At 51.6% G+C, this 19035-nt stretch carries 13 protein-coding genes; 10 read left to right on the forward strand and 3 right to left on the reverse strand.

Annotation, left to right across the window (positions count from 1 at the left end):
- The first annotated feature begins 4 nt into the window (after window positions 1–4).
- Complete coding sequence (locus L6468_RS00475) at window positions 5–496, forward strand: DUF5675 family protein (protein WP_091818222.1); 492 nt, start codon at window positions 5–7, stop codon at window positions 494–496.
- On the opposite strand, the gene L6468_RS00480 is transcribed toward L6468_RS00475, so the two are convergent.
- On the reverse strand, window positions 489–1295 hold the full coding sequence (locus L6468_RS00480; protein WP_237794137.1) for a tRNA threonylcarbamoyladenosine dehydratase: 807 nt from the start codon (window positions 1293–1295) through the stop codon (window positions 489–491). The genes L6468_RS00475 and L6468_RS00480 overlap by 8 nt on opposite strands.
- A 173-nt stretch (window positions 1296–1468) precedes the next feature.
- On the opposite strand from L6468_RS00480, the gene L6468_RS00485 reads away from it, so the two are divergent.
- Complete coding sequence (locus tag L6468_RS00485; protein WP_237794139.1) at window positions 1469–2368, forward strand: hypothetical protein; 900 nt, start codon at window positions 1469–1471, stop codon at window positions 2366–2368.
- Here L6468_RS00485 and L6468_RS00490 read toward each other — a convergent pair.
- Window positions 2340–4106 (reverse strand): Ig-like domain-containing protein, encoded by a 1767-nt coding sequence (locus L6468_RS00490; protein WP_237794146.1) that lies wholly within the window; start codon window positions 4104–4106, stop codon window positions 2340–2342. The two genes, L6468_RS00485 and L6468_RS00490, sit on opposite strands and share 29 nt — an antisense overlap.
- 243 nt (window positions 4107–4349) lie before the next feature.
- Between L6468_RS00490 and L6468_RS00495 the strand changes: the two genes are divergently transcribed.
- From L6468_RS00495 to cysK, 6 genes are all read left to right on the forward strand, one after another.
- Window positions 4350–7412, forward strand: coding sequence for a SusC/RagA family TonB-linked outer membrane protein (locus tag L6468_RS00495; protein WP_237794148.1), 3063 nt, complete (start codon window positions 4350–4352; stop codon window positions 7410–7412).
- A 40-nt stretch (window positions 7413–7452) separates the two neighbouring features.
- The gene (locus L6468_RS00500) at window positions 7453–9111 is read left to right on the forward strand and encodes a RagB/SusD family nutrient uptake outer membrane protein (protein ID WP_237794154.1); all 1659 of its coding nucleotides are present in this window, start codon (window positions 7453–7455) and stop codon (window positions 9109–9111) included.
- 186 nt (window positions 9112–9297) lie between these two features.
- On the forward strand, window positions 9298–10236 hold the full coding sequence (locus L6468_RS00505) for a FixH family protein (RefSeq protein ID WP_237794156.1): 939 nt from the start codon (window positions 9298–9300) through the stop codon (window positions 10234–10236).
- Complete coding sequence (locus tag L6468_RS00510) at window positions 10233–12191, forward strand: TonB-dependent receptor (protein ID WP_237794158.1); 1959 nt, start codon at window positions 10233–10235, stop codon at window positions 12189–12191. Before L6468_RS00505 ends, L6468_RS00510 begins: the two co-directional genes overlap by 4 nt.
- Before the next feature lie 2 nt (window positions 12192–12193).
- Entirely contained in the window at window positions 12194–13384 is a 1191-nt protein-coding gene (locus L6468_RS00515) for a dicarboxylate/amino acid:cation symporter (RefSeq protein ID WP_237794160.1), read from the forward strand.
- Window positions 13385–13538: 154 nt separating this feature from the next.
- Window positions 13539–14486, forward strand: coding sequence for a cysteine synthase A (gene cysK / locus L6468_RS00520; protein ID WP_091818100.1), 948 nt, complete (start codon window positions 13539–13541; stop codon window positions 14484–14486).
- Between the two features lie 63 nt (window positions 14487–14549).
- On the opposite strand, the gene L6468_RS00525 is transcribed toward cysK, so the two are convergent.
- On the reverse strand, window positions 14550–16055 hold the full coding sequence (locus L6468_RS00525) for a butyryl-CoA:acetate CoA transferase (RefSeq protein ID WP_237794168.1): 1506 nt from the start codon (window positions 16053–16055) through the stop codon (window positions 14550–14552).
- Window positions 16056–16193: 138 nt separating this feature from the next.
- Here L6468_RS00525 and L6468_RS00530 point away from each other — a divergent pair, with 138 nt between their 5' ends.
- A complete protein-coding gene (locus L6468_RS00530; RefSeq protein WP_091853956.1) occupies window positions 16194–16487 on the forward strand; it encodes a hypothetical protein in 294 nt (97 codons plus the stop codon).
- Between the two features lie 12 nt (window positions 16488–16499).
- Window positions 16500–19034 (forward strand): TonB-dependent receptor, encoded by a 2535-nt coding sequence (locus tag L6468_RS00535; protein WP_237794176.1) that lies wholly within the window; start codon window positions 16500–16502, stop codon window positions 19032–19034.
- Window position 19035: the final 1 nt, after the last annotated feature.

Consider the following 19035-nt stretch of genomic DNA (forward strand, 5'->3'; position numbering starts at 1 on the left):
GAATATGGAACTGATATTAACACGCATAGCAAAACGCAAGACATATACGATAGGACGTCTTGCAATCGTAGAACGAGTAGATGATGAGTATCTGGCAGGGGAGAAGGTGTTGAATTTTTGCGATACGCTCGAACCACCTGTGATAGAAATGAAAACACAAGTGACGCAATCGGCCGTGCTCCGTTCGCCTAAGAAGGCTGAGAGCCTGAAGCCCTTTGCCATCCCCGAAGGCCGTTACGCGGTAGTCATTACGTGGAGTCCTAAATTTAAGATGTGGCTCCCGGTACTGCTCGGCGGACCCGATTTCAACCGGCTGTTCAAGGGTATCCGCATCCACATGGGCAATAGTGCTGCCGACACCGCAGGCTGTATCCTCGTAGGGCGCAATCAGATGGTGGGCCGCCTGCTGGAATCGCGCAAGTGGCTCTATGAACTCAAACAGAAAATAGTGGAAGCCAAGGATCGTGGGGAGCCCGTATGGCTCACAATCAAGTAGGTTGCATTGTGGCGTCCTGGACGACTAATCCTGCCAGCATAAAGCCAAAGATAGCGGTGATGTGGGCCAGGGTGCCATTAATCTGTGCTTTCGATGAACACCATTCGTGGTTCAGGAGACTCTGGTCGCCTGGACCATTCTGGGCTTTGGGACACATGCATTGCTCCGTGCCGCAGGTGGCATTATGACCACGGTTCTCCAGCAGTTCATCGCTATACACGCACTGGAACTTGCGCTTGGGGAACTGCTTCTGCGACTTGAACTTCTTTCGCAGGGCGCGTGCCAGGGGGTCGCCTTGCACCTTCCAGAACTCGGTGACCTTGATGCGGGTGGGGTCGAGCTTCAGGGCGGCACCCATCGATGAGAACAGTTTGGCTTTGGTCTTGCAGGCCAGGAGAATCAGCGCGGCCTTATCCTTCAGTGAGTCAATGGCGTCGATGATATAATCATAGGTGTCTAACTGGAAACTGTCGGCAGTCTCTTCCGAGAAGATTTTCTGCAGGGCGGTAATCTCGGCCTTGGGGTTGATGCTGAGCAGGCGCTCTTTCAATGCTTCAACCTTCACCTGACCAACGGTCTTGGTGGTGGCCATCAGCTGGCGGTTGATATTGGTGATACACACGCGGTCGGAGTCGACGATCGTCAACTGGCGAATGCCACTGCGCACCAGACTCTCTGCGCACCATGAGCCTACACCGCCCACGCCAAAGATAATCACTCGCTTCTGGGCAATGCGGTCCATCGCCTCATTACCGAGCAGCAGCTCACTTCTACGGAATATTGCACTATCTATTGCCATCGTTCTTATTTTGGGCTGCAAAATTACTGCTTTTTCTCCAAATAATCATGATAATTGCCACAAAATTAATGAAATACCCTGTTTGTGGTATACGAATGCCACACACGTGGGATTGTGGGAGAGTAAAAACCGACGTACCTTTGCACCATCAAACTTATTAAAAGGATAAAGGTATGAAGAAAGTATTATTGACAATAGCAGCTATTCTGACGCTGGGACTCGGAAATGTGCTGGCAGAGGAGAATCATACAAATAGTGTACGCACGATTAAGAGCCCGCGCTTTGCACGCCCGCTGGTGGAGAAATGGATTGAGGAATACGCCAAGACGGAACCTGGCGTGACGTTCCAGATTGCGAAGGGACAGGGCGAGAGCGACCTGAGCGTGGCTATTGCCGACCAGCAGGAGAAGACACAGGATCTCTTTAGCCATTGGATATATATCGGAGAGACAGCCGTGCTGCCCATCACTGCACGCAGTTCGGAGGCAGCACGACTGCTCGAAGGAAAACATCTGAATGCGAAGAAACTGAAGCAGCTCTTCTTCCTCAATGATGATTTCGAGGAGGACGTGAAGCGGAACAAGGCTTTCGAGGCGATTACCATCTACAGCGGCAGCAACGCTACGTCGGTGGCTGGCTCGTTTGCCCACAACTTCGGTGAGGAGAGCACGAACTTCCGCGGCAAGCGCATCGCTGGCGACGACCTCTTCCTGAATACCGCTATTGCGAAGGATCCCCTTGGCGTATCGTTTAATACGCTTTCAAATATCTTTGACCTGCAGAGCCGTCGTCTGAAGAGCGACCTCTCGCTCGTGGGACTCGACCTGAAGAAGGATGTGGCAGTCAGCTTCAGCGACAAGGGTTCGCTTGATGAGGTGCTCACCATCCTGGAGACTGAAAAGCCTGCCGAGGTGACTGTCGGGAAGGTGGCTATCACCTATAACGGTACGGACGAAGCAGTGAGCCGTTTTCTGCAATGGGTACTTGAAAACGGTACAAAATATAATCACCAATATGGCTTACTTAACCTTAATCAAAAGGAGCTCAGTGCACAAGTGTCTTACGTCCATTGATGATGTACAGACCTGATTTCAGCAGTTCTTTTTTCACTCGTCGGCCGCTTAGATCATAGGCGTCTGACGAGTGTCTTTTTTCGTCCTTCGTCACGTTGGTGATGCCTGTGGCCAGGAATGACTTGGCCTGGAGGTAGGCCTGACCCAGCACGAAGTCTGAGTTCTTGGCACTGTTGGCATAGATAGCCAGCACGTAGTCGCCCGTCTCGGGGATGTCAAACTCAAAGTTCTGAAGCGTGGCCGTGAATTTGTTGCCAGTATTATTACCTATATTGGTTGTTGGTGTATATACCTGCGAAGCAATCTCGTTACCATCGGTATCTTCAATGACAATGGTGACAGGCGAGAACGAGGGTTGGTTCCAGTTGCATATCTTATATCTGAAGAGGTAGTGACCGCCGTAGAGCGTCATCGTGGAACGGGCGTTCTTGTTGCCAAACTTCGCCCACGCGCTCTTCTCCTTGCCTATGGTATTCTGGACCAGCAGTCCGTACTCAAAACCTTTTGAGGAATTGGTGAAGTGCAGGATGCGGTTGCCAGAGGTATAAGGCAGTCCGCCACCGATGCGCTTGGCGTTGCCGTTGGTTACGTACCAGTCCTGGGGCACGCATCCCTCGACCTTGAAATTCTGGATGAGTGAATAGGAACTTGTAACCTGGGCATAGTTTACCTGACATGTTGACTCGGACGTCTTTCCATTCGCGTCATAGGCCACGGCACGCAGGGTGTGCTTACCGTTCTTGGGATTCCTGATGGTGACAGTATAGGGCGCCTCTTTCAGAGAGTCAAGGAAGGTGCTGCCGTCATAGAACACCACCTTGCTGACAGTGCTCTTTGCTGATTTCGCCGTGGCGGTCACATTGATATCGGGGAAAGAGGCTTCGTCCTTGGGGGACATATAGAGATGGGTCGTTGTGTTGGAGGGCGTCGTGATCTTCACCGATGGCATGTTCAGCGAGAATCGCTTGCAGAAATTCCAGATCAGGTGACGGTTCAGGTCCATGGGCCAGTGGCCACCGTTATTATAAGAGTAGAGCCACACCTCACCGCCATTGGCGCCGCCAGTCCATTTCTCCAGGTCGCCATTATACCAGCTGCTGCTGATGGGCTTATAGCCGGTGGTCTTGGAGTAAGAGGTGTGCTTGTCGTGCTTGGCATAGTTCTCTATATAGGCATGGATGCCGTATTTCTCGTAGCCAAAGACATCGTCGCCATAGGCAATGCACTCCAGCAGGTTGACAGGCTTCTTGCAGTTGTTCCAGGGTGATTCCGAGAACTGGATACCACTCGTGGGGGCAAAGGCAGCTATCTTGTCCTGCATGTTGGCGATGCAGTGGTGAATCAGCATCGATCCCATGGAGAATCCCGACCAGTACACGCGTTCTCTGTCGATGTCAAAACGAGTAGCCATCTCATCAATGGCTTTGATAACGAAGTTCTGATCGCTGGTGCCACCAATATCCCATGTGCTGCCATTGCTGCGCAGGTAGGTAATCACAAACTTGGCCGTGTCAATCATCTCGTACATCTTGTCAGAGCCGTACTGGTACTCCGGATCCTGGTTCATACCATGGGTCACGATAAACAGGGGCGACTTGGCAGGCAATGAGTTGGGGGTGAACACCACCATGTTTCTTGTCTTGTTGTTCACTTGGATGTCAATAGACTCTTTCTTGTAGGCCCCGGCCTGCATGGCCAGGAGAAGGAAAAGGGAAAGGAAGTAAAAGGTCCGTTTCATAAGAATATTTATAATGATATTGGTTTACTAGTTATCTTTTTCAATTCGACGGCAAAGTTACGAAAATTTCCAATTCAGAGGTCAATATTGCCGAGATATTAAGAGATTTTAGCAGATATACCTTTTATGTGGTATGCGAATGCCGCGATTGTGGGATTGTAGGGGGAGCGGAATCGCCGTACCTTTGCAACCGACTATTAAAGGTAAAAAGGTAAAAAAGTAAAAAATAAAAAAGGTAAGGATATGGTAAGGAGATTTTTTATCACATTGCTCGTTGCAGGCAGTCCGCTGCTGATTGCTGCACAGGGACTGATAACGGGCAGCATCAAGGATGCACGTAGTGGTGAGGCGCTGATTGGTGCCTCGGTGATTGTGAAGAATGCAAAGGCACAGGGTGTCCAGACGGATGTTGACGGAAAATTCCGTCTGCAGACCAAGAAGGAGGCGCCGCTGACTTTAAGGGTAGAGTATGTGGGCTACCGTCCGCTGGATGTGGATGTGTACGACTTCGAGGAGCCCGTGGAGATAACGCTCATTGATAATTCTAATAAGTTGGACGAGGTCGTCGTGGTGGGTTACGGTACGCAGAAGCGCAACCAGCTGACGGGTAGCGTGACCACCATCAAGGCCGACATCTTCGAGAAGGCCACAGCCCCCACGCTCGATGTGGCGTTGGGCGGACAGGTGGCTGGTCTGGCGGTGACGGCCAGCAGTGGCCAGCCAGGTGCTGACAGTCATATCCGTATTCGTGGCGGCAACTCGGTGAATGCGTCCAACGAACCGCTCTATGTGGTCGATGGCTTTATCTATTTCAAGGATGCGGCCAACAACTCCACGGGTATCGGTGCTATCGAGGGCAGTCTGAACCCCCTGGCCACCATCAACCCCAACGACATCGAGAGTATCGAAGTCTTGAAGGATGTGTCGGCTACTGCCATCTACGGCTCGCGCGGTGCTAACGGCGTGATTCTCATCACCACCAAGAAAGGTAAGTTGGGCGAGGGTAAGGCGCACGTGAACTACAACTATACTTTGGGCGTGAGCAGCGTGGCCAAGAAGCTCGACCTGCTCACCGCCTCGGAGTGGGCACAGTACCAGAAGGATTATTTTAGTAATAAGGGAGGTTATACGGATGCTGAGATTGCAGCCCTCGGTAAGGGTACCGACTGGCAGGATGCGGTGCTGCGTACGGCTATCCAGCAGAGTCATGAACTGAGTATCAATGGCGGTACGGAGAAGAATCGCTATGCTTTCTCGGCCAACTATACCGACCAGGAAGGCATTATCCTGAACTCTGGTTTTGAGCGTTACAACTTCCACACCAACGTGGAATGGGAACTGCAGGAGGGCGTGCATTTCGGTGTCAACGCCACCTACGGCCGTTCGAAGCAGAACGGACTGACCACCACAGAGGAGAAGGTATTCAATTCTTCGCCCTTCTCGGCCGGCATCACCAACAGTTTTGTGTATGCCCTGCTGATGCCCCCTGTAGTGAGCGTCTATAATGCCGACGGGTCGTACAACTTCAAGAACCCTTATGAATATGCCTACTTTGCTATTGGCGACCACGCTGCCAACCCCGTGTACGACCTCAACGAGAGCGTGGCCGAGAACATCAACAACTACCTTTTGAGTAACATCTGGGCCACTTATCAGATTGGTGACCTGACGCTGAAAGCCTCTGTGGGCCTGAACAGTGAGAAACTCACGCAGAACTATTTCTCGGGTGCCTATACCTCACTGGGACTGGCCACGCAGGGCATTGGCGGTACGGGCAACCGGCAGACGGATGTATGGCAGCAGGAATACACGGCTACCTACACGCGCAACTTCGGTCAGCACCACGTGGAACTCCTGGGTGGCTATACCCGTCAGACACAGAAGTCAACCTACAGTGCCATCCGCACCAACCACTTCACAAACGAGACGCTGAAGCAGTACAACCTGGGTGATGGCGCAGAGATATACACCCCGCAGACGGGTATCTCGGAATCAACGCTCAACAGCATCATTGCCCGTGTGAACTACACGCTGCTGGACCGCTATAATGCCACGGCTACCTTCCGTGCCGACAATAGCAGTCGCTTTGCGGCCAACCACCGCTGGGGTTACTTCCCCTCGCTGGGTCTGTCGTGGAATGTTGACAAGGAGCGCTTCCTGCGCCGCATCCGCAGCATCGACTATCTGAAGGTGCGCCTCTCTGGCGGACTGGTGGGTAATCAGGAGATTAGCGACTATGCCTTCAGCACCAGCTACGCCACGGGTTCCTATGGTGGCAGCAGCAGCTACTCGAAGCAGAATACGGCCAATGATAAGTTGAAGTGGGAGACAACGGCCAGCTATAACCTGGGTGTCGACCTCGGTCTGTGGAAGGATCGCGTCAGTGTGGTGTTCGACGCTTACTACAAGAAGACCAGCGACCTGCTGCTGGTGGTTCCCATGGGCTTTTCTTCTGGCGTCACCACCCAGTTGCAGAACGTGGGTAATGTGGTCAACAAGGGTGTGGAACTGGCGGTCAATGGTACGCTTCTTCAGAGAAAAGGTCTCTCTTGGACGGCTTCGGCCAACATCGCCTACAACAAGAATGAGATTACCGACATGGGTACCACGAACAATGTGATTCAGGGCAGCGATAACCAGCAGATCCTGCGCAAGGGTGAGGCGCTTGGTTCCTTCTACGGACTGCAGTTCATTGGTATCGTACAGCAGGATGAGGATGTGAGCCAGTTGCCTACTGTCAACGGACTGACACCGAAGCCTGGTGACCTGAAATACGCTGATACCGACGGCAACAACCGCATCGATGGCAATGACCGTGTGATACTCGGCAGCATCCAGCCCGACATCGTCTATGGTTTCTCTACCCAACTGAGTTGGCGCAACCTCGATTTCTCTGCATCGTTTGCCGGCAGCTATGGTAATGAGGTGTACAACGCCCTGGGTCGTCGCCTGGAACTGACCAACGACTCGTACAACGTGCTCAGCACCGTCAAGGACTCATGGACGGCCGAGCGTGGCGGCAATAGTCTGCCTCTGGCATCAAACGCCCGTCCCATCGGCTATATCGACAGTCGCTACGTGCAGAGCGCCAGCTACCTGAAACTCAGGAACCTGACTGTAGGTTATCGTTTCAAGTTCCAGGATCCGAGCGTCAAGATTCAAAGTGTGCGCATCTATGCCACCGCCTCTAACCTCCTGACTATCAGTCCCTACAAGGGCTACGATCCGGAGGTGGCCAGTGGTACCGACTCAGGTGCATACCCCTCATCACGCAGTTTTGTGTTCGGAATAAACATATCATTATAATTCATAGAGTATTAATTAAAGGTAAAAAGGAGATTTCAGTATGAAGAAAGCTAGAATTTTACTCGGTGCCGCTTTGGCAACAACCCTTTCATTTGGTTTTGTATCATGCTCAAGTAGCGATGATGACAACAGTGGTAATAATAATCAGGTGACCGACGAGAATGTCGTGGCCGACGATGCCAGCGCCCTGTCGCTTGTCAATGGTGTATACAGTCACTGGCAACCCCTCAGCTCGTCTTTCTCATTTATCATCGAGCTGAACAGTAACAAACTGATCTCTTTCGAGGGTGAGGAGAGTGAGGCTGGTCCTGTGAACAGTCGTTTCGAACAGGATCCCACAACCTGGTATCAGGTGAAGATCTTCAACCACCTGTTCCTTGGTATCGCTCAGGACAACGAGGCCATCACCACCATCGAGAACTCGCTCAAGGCGGGGAAGGTCAGTCAGGCAGGCTACAATGCTGCTGTGGGTAAGGCTAAGTTCCTGCGCGCCCTGGCTTATCTGAAACTGACCCAGTTGTGGGGTGAGGTGCCTGTGTTCACAGAGAAGGGTGGCAGCACCACTGACCGTAAGAGTATCGACGAGGTGTTTGCACAGATCGTCAGCGACCTGACTGATGCTGAGTCATTGCTCAAGAACTATGATGGTGACCCCCGCGTGCCTTCAAAACAGGCTGCTGAGGCTCTGCTGGCCCGCGCTTACCTCGTATGGGGCGACAATCCTCTGTCGGCTGCTGAGGTAGAGGCTATCGCCAATGGTCAGGCCGACCCGCAGTTCACGAAGACCGACAGTCGTCTGGAGAAGGCTGTGGAGTATGCCAACAAGGTCATCGCCAGCGGTCTGCTGAAGCTCGATCCCGACTACACAAAGCTCTACGGTCGTGACTACGAGAGCAACAAGCGCGGCACCAACGAGCACCTGTTTACGATCGCTCATGATGGTGACAAGGTAGATGCTCAGGGTAACCACCAGACGCACTGCTCTTGGACCTTCCCATTCCAGAATGGTGAATACGGCAATGGCTATACGCAGAACCACACCGAGGTGGCCGATGATAATCTCTACGACGACTGGAAGGCTGAGCAGCCCAACGACAAGCGTCTGGCCGAAACCTACTTCGTCGAGATCAAGAACCCTGAAGATGGCAAGACCTATCACTACTACTCGCCTGTCTACACGCCTATCAATGGTAAGGGTGTCGATCAGAGCTATGAGAACTCTGAGAACCTCGAGATCACCAAGAACTCGGTTGACCGCATCGAGATCCGTTATGCTGAGGTATTGCTCATCAAGGCTGAGGCACTCGTTCAGCTGGGTCGCAACTCTGAGGCTGCTGAGCCCTTCAACCAACTCCGTCGTCGTGCCGGCATCGCTGAGGTCAGCGCTCCTACCTTCGCTGAGATTAAGCGCGAGTGGGACTATGAGTTCACCTACGAACAGTTCTCTGTGCTCAACAGCTACCGCTGGAAGGATCTTATCGCAAGTGTGAAGCTGGTGAAGAACTACAAGCACTTCGCTGACGACTGGAAGACTTCGCTCGGCAATACCTACACTGCCGACCAGGAGGCTTACTTCACCAAGGTGCACAACCACTTGCGTGCTAAGTACAACAATATCCGTGGTAAGCACTACCGTCAGCCTATCCCCACAGGCCTGAGCGGTGAGGACCTCGGTATCGCCCAGAACCCTGGCTATTAATTAGTCATCTCTTCCTTTAAAAAAGATAGGACTGGCATATGTCAGTCCTATTCTTTTTGTGTCAAATACCTCTTTCGTGGTATGCAAATGCCTTAATCGTGGGATTGTGTGTATAAGGATTTCGCCGTAACTTTGCAGTGTCAATTAGACATAATATGTAGTATTAATCATTTAAGGGTAAGGATTATGAAAAAAGTAAAAGGATTGTTTCTGGTTCTGGCCGTTGCAGCGCTGACAGCCTGCAATAGCAATGATGATGGTGTACAGGCAGGTATTGAGATTCCTGGTATCACGATAACGGATGATATCGACTGCTGCTCGGCCGAGGAGGCGCTGCAGGTGTATAAGTTCCTGCAGACAGTGAAGATTGTGCCGGAGTTGTCAACGGAGATCGATGGTAAGTACAACGTGTTTGCCTACACCACGACAGGCAGCTTCCACAATGGTTACAACGAGATTTTCTTCGTGGCTACCAAGAAGGCTACGGGCAACTACATCAAGAACTTTGATATAACCAACATCACCCCGCTGATGCACATGGTGAAGATGGATATGTACCACAGCACGCCTGTAGGTCCTGATGCCGCCAGCTTTAACGACGGTTACCTGGCTGTGAAGCGCACATGGGTGTCGTTTGTGATGAATACCAGCGAGGCTGGTTCGTGGACGTTGTCGTACGACGCACTGGTGCTGGGCAGCAAGGGTGGCATCGAGAAGAAGGATGTGGTAGTCAACGCCCTGCCCGACGGACAGACCTGGCTGAAGTCATTCAAGGTGGACGACGCCACATATTACCTCTCGCTGGTGAACCCCCTCGACTTCAAGACCGGCACCAACACCATCACGGCCTACGTGTCTAAGAAGAGCGCCAAGGCTACCGTGCCTTATCAGATAGCTGAGGAAACCTTCACCATCGACATCGACCCACGTATGCCTGACATGGGCAACCACACCTCGCCCAACAATACGTCGCTCACGAAGCAGGCCGACGGCAGTTATTCAGGTACTATCAACCTGACCATGACGGGCCTCTGGCGCATTCACCTCACAGTGAAGGATGCCGATGGAAATATCGTGGCAGGCGGTGAAGAGCTAAGTACACTTTATTGGGACGTTACGCTATGATAGGATTGATTTTATTGATTATAGGACTTCAAAATGATACTATTACCACCTCGTCGCATGATTTGGACGAGGTGGTGATTGTTTCACACAAAGAGGGCGGTAAACGTTCTATAAAAGGGCAGGTGGCTACTATCGACGAGCACCTGCAGGAACTGAACCATGTGGAACTGGTGCGCCGTGGCTCGTATGCCTGGGAGCCCACCGTGAATAATATGCAGACGGAGCGTCTCAGCACAACCATCGACGGCATGAAGATTTTCTATGCCTGCACAGACAAGATGGACCCTGTGACCAGTTATGTGGAGAGTGGCAACCTGCAGAGCATCAGTCTGAATTCGGGACTTAATGGTAACCCTCAGGCAACGGGAAATATCGGTGGCGCGCTTGACCTGAAACTGCGAAAGGTGGGGTTTGGGGCCGATGCCTTCCGACTGAGTACGCAAGTAGGCTATGAGACAAACGGTCATGTGCAGGTATATGGCACTGACGCGTCGCACTCCTCTCAGAGATTGTATGTCAACGGAGGGGCTTTCTTTCGTCGGGCCGACAACTACAAGGCGGGTGGCAACAGGAAGGTGGACTTCTCTAAGTTCCAGAAGGTGAATGCCTTTGTGAATGGTGGCTACCGGGTAGCAGCGAATGATGCCATTGAGACCACTTTCATCTACGACCGTGCTTCAGACGTGGGTTATCCTGCGCTCAACATGGACGTGTCGAAGGCCGAGGCTTTTATCACATCCCTGGCTTACAAGCATCTGTTTGGGGATTCGGGTCTGGAGTCGTGGGAGACGAAGGGCTACTACAATCATATCACCCACGTGATGGACGATACGACGCGTCCCAATGTGGAAATCCACATGGATATGCCAGGCGAGAGTTGGACGGCAGGTGTCTATTCTTTACTCACAGGAACATACGGACGTCATCAGGCACAACTGAACCTTGACGGCTATTATAACCGTCTGTTTGCTGATATGACGATGTACCCCGGTGGTGCTGCACCGATGTATATGGTCACCTGGCCAGACGTGGGGACGATGAATGTGGGGGCAGCCCTGTCAGATGATATCAGTTTGAGCGATGTGTCTTCACTCCACCTCTCAGGTAAACTCTCGTGGCAGCACCAAAGGCTGAACAATGAGGAGGGCTACAAAGCATTGGGTGTGTTCTTCCCTGGCATGAAGCAGCAGTATCACCAGACAACGGGACGCATCGCCGCCAATTATCAATTATCCATTGTCAATTCTAAATTGAGTATTGGTGCCGGTTGGGGCAGTCGTGCCCCCACGGTGACGGAGGCCTACGGCTACTATCTGAACAACACGTTCGATCAGTACGACTACATCGGCAACCCGCGCCTGAAGAATGAGAGTGCGATAGAGGTGAACGGCAGCTATCAACTCTCAACTCTCCGCTCTCAACTCTCAGTTGGACTTGATGCCAACGCCTTCTTCTTCTCGAACTATATCATCGGACAGTTTGAGAACCGCCTGAGTGCGATGACTGTCGGTGCCGAGGGTGTGAAGGTCTATGGGAATATTGACCATGCCACGATAGCCAATGTTTCACTCACAGCCGAATGGCGTCCCGTCAAGGGATTCCGCTGGAGCGCAAAGGGTACCTACAGCATGGGCCGCGATGATGAGGGCGATAACCTCCCACTCATCGCACCGTTCACCTATCAGTCGCGCCTGAGCTATACCACAGGCTCCCTGAGTCTTCAGACCGAGGTAAAAGGTCACACCCGACAGGCAAAGTACGGCAAAAAGTATGGAGAGACAGAAACGGCTGCCTGGACCATCGTGAATCTCTCAGCTAATTATCAATTATATCAATTCACACTCCGTGCCGGCGTCGAGAACCTCTTCGATAAGTACTATGCTACCTATGCCGACTGGTGCCATATTCCTCAGAAGGGACGCAATATATACGTAAATCTTTCGTTTGAAATATAAGTATGAAAAGAACTATTATTTGGATTGCAGCACTCGTTGTGGGTGCTATATTAGGACTGTTGGGCATCGCATGGCTCGATGAGGTGATGAACTTTGTGGCTACTGTCTATACCCGTCTGTTCCAGCTGCTGGCGGTACCTACCATCGTGCTGGCTGTTATCACTACTTTTGCCACCTTCGGCTCGAATGGTTCTGGTAAGATATTTGGCCATACGCTGACTTACACGTTATTGACCACCTTCGCTGCTGCTGCCGTTGGTGCTGCGCTCTACGTTATCGTAGCCCCTGGCTTACTGCCCTTAGAGGCTCTTAGTGGTGCCACCGTTCCCGAGGCTTCTGCGTCGGGTACTGCTTCTTATGCCGACCACCTTCTCTCGGTCATTCCCAACAACATCGTCCGTCCTTTCCTCGAAGGTAATGTCCTGTCGCTGCTATTGTTGGCCTTCGCCGTTGGTATTGGCCTGTCAAAACTACCCGACTCTGAAAACAAAGCGGTAGTCGTCAAGGGCTTGCTTGGCTTGCAGGATCTGCTCTTCCTGCTCATCCGCTGGCTCATCTGGACGCTCCCGTTGGGTATTGTGGCATTCTCGGCACAGTTGTCGGCACAGGTCAGTGCGGGTGTCGTGGCCGATTCCATCGGCAAATACGTGCTGGTGGTGTTGGGCGGCAACGTCATCCAGTTCTTTGTGGTACTGCCATTATTCCTGTTGGCAAAAGGACTGAATCCTGTTCACGTCTTAGGAAAAATGATGCCTGCCGTGCTGATGGCGCTCTTCACGAAGAGTAGTGCGGCCACGCTGCCAGTGACGATGGAAACGGCGGAAAAGCGTCTTGGCATCAAAAAGAATGTAGCCCGTTTTGTGTTGCCTATCTGTACCACTATCAATATGAATGGTTGTGCGGCCTTTATCCTGGTTACCTCGTTGTTCGTGATGCAGCAGGATGGCACCGAACTCTCGTTGGGCACCATACTCCTCTGGCTGCTGATCAGCGTTGTCTCAGCAGTGGGAAATGCCGGTGTACCGATGGGCTGTTTCTTCCTGACCCTTTCGCTGATGTCGGGCATCGGTGCGCCTGTCGCCGTATTAGGCATCATCCTGCCCATCTATACCATCATCGATATGGTTGAAACGGCCGAAAATGTATGGTCTGATTCGTGCGTTTCAGCGATGGTAGACCGTGATTTTCAGTAAAATACCATAAATGTGGTATGTAAATAACATGCTAGAGGTATTGTGGGGTTGGAAAAAACGCCGTAACTTTGCACCGTCGGACAATAAGTTGTGATAACGATATATCGACATAACGTAATAACGAGAATATTTTTTATTTTAAAAGGATAAGGTTATGAGTAAAATTGCAAAACAGCTGACTGAGCTCGTCGGCAACACCCCACTTCTGGAGCTCAACAAGTATTCACAGGCAAAGGGTCTGGAGACTCCTGTTATTGCCAAAGTAGAGTTCTTTAATCCTGGCGGTAGCGTGAAGGATCGTATCGCACTGGCGATGATTGAGGATGCAGAGGCTAAGGGCATCTTGAAGCCCGGTGCCACCATCATCGAACCCACCAGCGGAAATACGGGCGTAGGACTGGCACTGGTATCAGCCGTCAAGGGCTACCACCTTATCCTTACCATGCCCGAGACCATGAGTGTGGAGCGTCGTAACCTCGTGAAGGCCTATGGTGCTGAGGTTCGTCTCACCTCTGGAAAGGACGGCATGCCTGGTGCCATCCGCGCTGCCGAGGAATTGCGCGACTCTATCCCTGGTGCAGTAATCCTGCAGCAGTTTGAAAACGCTGCCAACCCCGCTAAGCACTATGCTACAACGGGTCCTGAGATCTGGCGCGATACTGACGGACAGGTGGATATCTTCATCGGTGGTGTGGGTACTGGCGGTACTATCAGCGGTACAGGTAAGTTCCTGAAGGAGCAGAACCCCAACATCCAGGTCATCGCCGTAGAGCCAAAGTCAAGTCCTGTGCTGAACGGTGGCCAGAGTGGTCCTCATAAGATTCAGGGTATTGGTGCCGGCTTTATCCCCAAGACCTACGACTCTGACGTCATCGACGAGGTGTTCGATGTAGAGAACGATGATGCTATCCGTACTGGTCGTGAGATTGCTCAGCAGGAAGGCTTGCTGGTTGGTATCTCTGCAGGTGCTGCCCTCTATGCCGCTATCCAGGTGGCTAAGCGTCCTGAAAACAAGGGCAAGAAGATCGTAGTACTGCTGCCTGATACCGGTGAGCGCTATTTGAGTACGGTACTTTATGCTTTCGAGGACTATCCCTTGTAAATGAAACTATTAACAATAAAAAAGGCATCCCGTGAGGATGCCTTTTTTATTGCTATATATTGCTTATTTCACATATTCTGCGAAGTCCGTCAGGTGCATGTCGCCCTTACGAGCCAGGGTGTCGTGCATGGCGAAGGCGGCGGTCAGGTTGTGACGTGTCTGTCCCATCTTGGAAATCTTCAGGTAGTCCCACAACAGCTGCTTGTAGTCGGGGTGGGCACAGTTCTCAATAATGCACTCAGCGCGCTGGGCAGGGCTCTTTCCACGCAGGTCGGCAACACCCTGTTCGGTAACGATGATGTTCACATCGTGCTCTGAAGAGTCCTGGTGACTCACGAAGGGTACGATACTTGAGATGACGCCACCCTTGGCGGTAGAAGGACAGGTGAAGATACTGAGGTAGGCATTGCGGATGAAGTCGCCCGAGCCACCGATACCGTTCATCATCTTCACACCACTGATATGCGTAGAGTTCACGTTACCGTAGAGGTCGGCCTCGATGGCGGTGTTAATAGCGATAACGCCCAGTCGGCGGATCACCTCGGGTGAGTTGGAAATCTCGCTCTGACGCAGCGTCAGGTGATTCTTCATGTAGTCCATATTGTCGTAAACCTGCATCAGACAGTCGTTAGACACGGTGAGCGAGCAGGCAGATGCATCCTTTACACGGCCATTGAGCATCATCTCAATGACTGAGTTCTGAATCACCTCGGTATAGATATTGAAATCGGGCACGTGCTTGTCTTCGCCCAGTGCACCCAGGATCGCGTTGGCAGTAGAACCTACACCGCTCTGCAGGGGCAGGAACTCCTTGGGGATACGTCCCTTGTGCATCTCCTCTACGAGGAACTCAGCGGTGAGGAAACCGATCTTCTCTGTCACGGGGTCGCTGTCCTTGAAAGCACGGGCCTCGTCGGGGATGTTACATTCTACGACACCTACTACCTTGTCCTTGGGGATAGACACGTAGGGCACACCAATACGGTCGCTCACCTTCTCAATCATGATGGGCTTGCGGTAAGGGGGATCAAGGGGTTCATACACGTCGTGGATGAACTTGGCATTGGGGTTGTGGAAACTATTTAATTCCAGAATGACGTGCTTGGCCAGGCGGGCTGCAGTGGGACTGATACCACCAGCGGCAGTCAGATAGACATGATAGTCGTTGCCCACCTCTTCGATGTCACACACTTCAAGGATAGCCCAGTCCAGATCACCATAGAAACCATAGCGCAACTCCTGTGCCATGTGGCTCAGATGCAGGTCGTTATACGGAATCTCACCCAGGTTGACGTGCTTACGGAAATCTGGGTTGGTAGTGTAGGGGGCACGATACTTGATAGCCTGTGCATTGGCCATGTCACCATCGGTGCTCTGACCTGTTGAGGCACCAGTAAAGATACCAACCTTGAACTCGCGACCTGCTTCGTGCTCTTTGACGGCAAGCTTGGCCAACTCCTTTGTCGTTGCCTTGGCCACACCAGCGGGTGTGAAACCACTCATGGCAATGTTCTCTCCGTTTTTAATCAATGCTGCAGCCTCGGCTGCTGTGATACGTGTATAAGCCATCTCTGATTTTGTGTATTTTAGGAATAATCTGGCCGCAAAGATACGAAAAAACAAACGAAATGCAAAAGAAATACCTATAATAGTGCAGTTTTTACATTCTTTTTTTGTAATTTTGCACGCAAAATTGAATATAAATTAATGTATCAGAACCTGTTAAGACTTTACACCATTATTTGTCTCTGGGCTATTCGACTGCAATTATGGGCCCAGGAAGAGGGTAGGGATGACCTGCCCTTAGGTCGCAGAGGCGACGATGGTGAGATGCTCTATTCGGAGGAGATGCTGGACTATCAGCCTTTCCATATCAGGTTCTCAGATATCATGATGGTAGTTTTCCTGATTGTCTGCTGCTATGTATTTGGTAAGATTTGGAAGGGATGCACGTATCTGATACTTGCTTTTGCTGCTTTCATGTATTTCTATATGCGATAACTAAACTGGTTTATGAATAGATTGTTTTTGGTATCTGCGCTGTTAGTGTGCTCATTAGGTATGTGGGCACAGGGCGTTGTTCGTGGTAAGGTTCTGGATAAGCAGAACGATGAAGTACTGCAGTTTGTAACTGTGCGTGTAACGGGTGCTGACGGGAAATTGGCAGGTGGCGGTATGACCGATGTGAAAGGCCAGTTCAATATACAGGGTCTTAAAGATGGTGCCTATACACTTGAGATCACCTTGATGGGCTATAAGTCGGCTGTGCGTCGTTTTCAGGTGACTCCCGAGAAACGCAATATTCATTATAACGCTATCTACCTGGCGGAAGATCAGAAAATGCTGAAGGAGGTGCAGGTCACTGGTCAGCGTTCACAGATGAAGCTCGAGGTAGATCGTAAAACCTTCACCGTTGACGAGGTGCTGGCAGCTGCTGGTGGTAGTGTCAGTGACCTGTTGGAGAATATACCTTCGGTAGAGGTGACCACCGATGGTGAGATTTCTCTGCGTGGCAACTCCAGTGTGGAGGTGTGGATCAATGGTAAGAGCAGCGGACTGACCAGCGACAACCGTGCCGAGATCCTGCAGCAGATACCAGCCGAGAGCATTGAGCGTATCGAAGTTATCGACAACCCCAGTGCTAAATATTCACCTGAGGGAACTGCCGGTATTATCAATATCATTCTGAAGCGCGACCGTCGTGCCGGCTATTATGGCTCTGTCCAGACGGGTGTGAACAACCAGAAAGGCTGGAACGTGGGTGGTAACATCAACTATTCCTCCAAGTGGGTGGATGCCTATGCCAATATTGGCTATCGTAAACGTAAGGGTGATGGCGGCAATATGAGCGATCAGCGCTATCGTACCAGCGCGAGTTCTCCTTTCAGCAGCTATCAGTTCAGTGAGGGCGAGAACAATAATAATGGCGGCGGACTCTTTGCACGTGCCGGACTGACTTTCCATCTGAGTGATAACGATGATTTGTCGCTGGGTGGTATGACGATGCAGGGCAACCACTCTAACGACAACCTGACCACTTACGAATATGGTACATTTGGTGCCGACGGTTCTAAGGTGGCCGATCGCAAGCTGCGCCGTCAGACTTGGGGCGATGGTGATCACCATATGTATAATGTGGAACTGTCATACACACACAAGTTCAACGAGAGTGGCACGCACAAGTTGGATGCTATGGTGGAGTTTAATAAATGGAATGGTGACGGCTCCAATGAATACCTCAACGATACCACGTCGTTATTAACTTCGCTGAGCTCCTATAGCTATCAGTATCGCCCAATGGATATGAACAACCGCCACTGGGAGGCTCGTCTTGACTATGAGAACCAGATTAATGAGAACTTTAAGATTGAGGCAGGCTACGAAGGACGTTTCTCGCATGAGAATACGCCGCAGAGCAGTTTTGAGTATGCCAGTGTAGGACAGGCCGAGCGACTCTCACCTGCAGATGGGCGTTTGCAGGAGGATCCTTTCTTCTACAACCGCTTCATCTACGACAGTGATATCCATGCCCTCTATGCCACAACCAACATGAAGTTCGGTAAGTTGGGTGTGATGGCTGGCCTGCGTGGTGAATATTGGAAGGTGGATACGAGGAGTATCGACAATTATCAGACGGAGACACCTTTTAAGAAGGACTATTTCCAGCTGTTCCCCTCGCTCTTCCTGAACTACGAACTGACACCTACATCACAGATCCAGTTGAACGTAACCCGTCGTCTGCGTCGTCCCTGGGGCGGACAGCTCAACTCGTTCAAGAATACGCGTGATGCCTCGATGATTGAGTTCGGTAACCCCGAGCTGACACCTGAGTTCACCAATGCCTTCTCGCTGAACTACCTGAAGACATGGGCTGCCCATACGTTGTCTGTAGGTACCTACTATCGTCCTACTACCGACGTGATGCAGCGCATCCGCTATCAGGGCCTCTATGAGGGACAGAACGTGATGTACATGACCAACCTCAACGTGGCTAAGAGTCAAAGCGCCGGTGCCGAGGTGATCCTGAAGGACAAGTTCTTCCGCATTCTCGACCTCACCACCACGCTGAATGCCTACTATTACAAGTTGGACGGTTTCTCTACTGTTGTGGAGGGTCAGACCGTGACAGGCGAGGGCAACGAGAACTTTGCATGGGATGCCCGTGTGTTGGCTTCTGTTATCCTGCCTTATAGCATTTCTGTGCAGGCTACGGGCAACTACCGTTCCCGCTCAGTGATTACGCAGGGACACCGCAAGGCTAATGGTTCGCTCGATCTGGGTCTGCGTAAGACATTCCTGAACAAGACCTTTGCTTTGGCGCTCAACTGGCGCGACGTGTTCAATACGCGTCAGTTTGAGAACTATACCGAGGGTCCAACATTCTGGCGCCATCAGAAAAACTGGCGCGACCCACGTATCAACCTGCAGTTGACGTGGAACTTTGGAAATATGACAAGAAAGAAGACCGACCGCGATCGTGAAGACGGCCAGGGTGGCAACGATGAGGAGAATACCTTTGGCGGCGGAGGCGGCGGCTTCGATGAGTAAC

It is taken from the genome of Prevotella communis (assembly GCF_022024115.1).
Classification (GTDB): domain Bacteria; phylum Bacteroidota; class Bacteroidia; order Bacteroidales; family Bacteroidaceae; genus Prevotella; species Prevotella communis.

Excerpts from the sequence above, each read along its gene's own strand:
- L6468_RS00515 (WP_237794160.1), top strand. The coding sequence starts at position 12,194 with ATGAAAAGAACTATTATTTGGATTGCAGCACTCGTTGTGGGTGCTATA.
- L6468_RS00505 (WP_237794156.1), top strand. The coding sequence starts at position 9,298 with ATGAAAAAAGTAAAAGGATTGTTTCTGGTTCTGGCCGTTGCAGCGCTG.
- cysK (WP_091818100.1), top strand. The coding sequence starts at position 13,539 with ATGAGTAAAATTGCAAAACAGCTGACTGAGCTCGTCGGCAACACCCCA.
- L6468_RS00475 (WP_091818222.1), top strand. The coding sequence starts at position 5 with ATGGAACTGATATTAACACGCATAGCAAAACGCAAGACATATACGATA.
- L6468_RS00485 (WP_237794139.1), top strand. The coding sequence starts at position 1,469 with ATGAAGAAAGTATTATTGACAATAGCAGCTATTCTGACGCTGGGACTC.
- L6468_RS00500 (WP_237794154.1), top strand. The coding sequence starts at position 7,453 with ATGAAGAAAGCTAGAATTTTACTCGGTGCCGCTTTGGCAACAACCCTT.
- L6468_RS00480 (WP_237794137.1), bottom strand. The coding sequence starts at position 1,295 with ATGGCAATAGATAGTGCAATATTCCGTAGAAGTGAGCTGCTGCTCGGT.
- L6468_RS00490 (WP_237794146.1), bottom strand. The coding sequence starts at position 4,106 with ATGAAACGGACCTTTTACTTCCTTTCCCTTTTCCTTCTCCTGGCCATG.
- L6468_RS00495 (WP_237794148.1), top strand. The coding sequence starts at position 4,350 with ATGGTAAGGAGATTTTTTATCACATTGCTCGTTGCAGGCAGTCCGCTG.
- L6468_RS00525 (WP_237794168.1), bottom strand. The coding sequence starts at position 16,055 with ATGGCTTATACACGTATCACAGCAGCCGAGGCTGCAGCATTGATTAAA.
- L6468_RS00510 (WP_237794158.1), top strand. The coding sequence starts at position 10,233 with ATGATAGGATTGATTTTATTGATTATAGGACTTCAAAATGATACTATT.
- L6468_RS00530 (WP_091853956.1), top strand. The coding sequence starts at position 16,194 with ATGTATCAGAACCTGTTAAGACTTTACACCATTATTTGTCTCTGGGCT.
- L6468_RS00535 (WP_237794176.1), top strand. The coding sequence starts at position 16,500 with ATGAATAGATTGTTTTTGGTATCTGCGCTGTTAGTGTGCTCATTAGGT.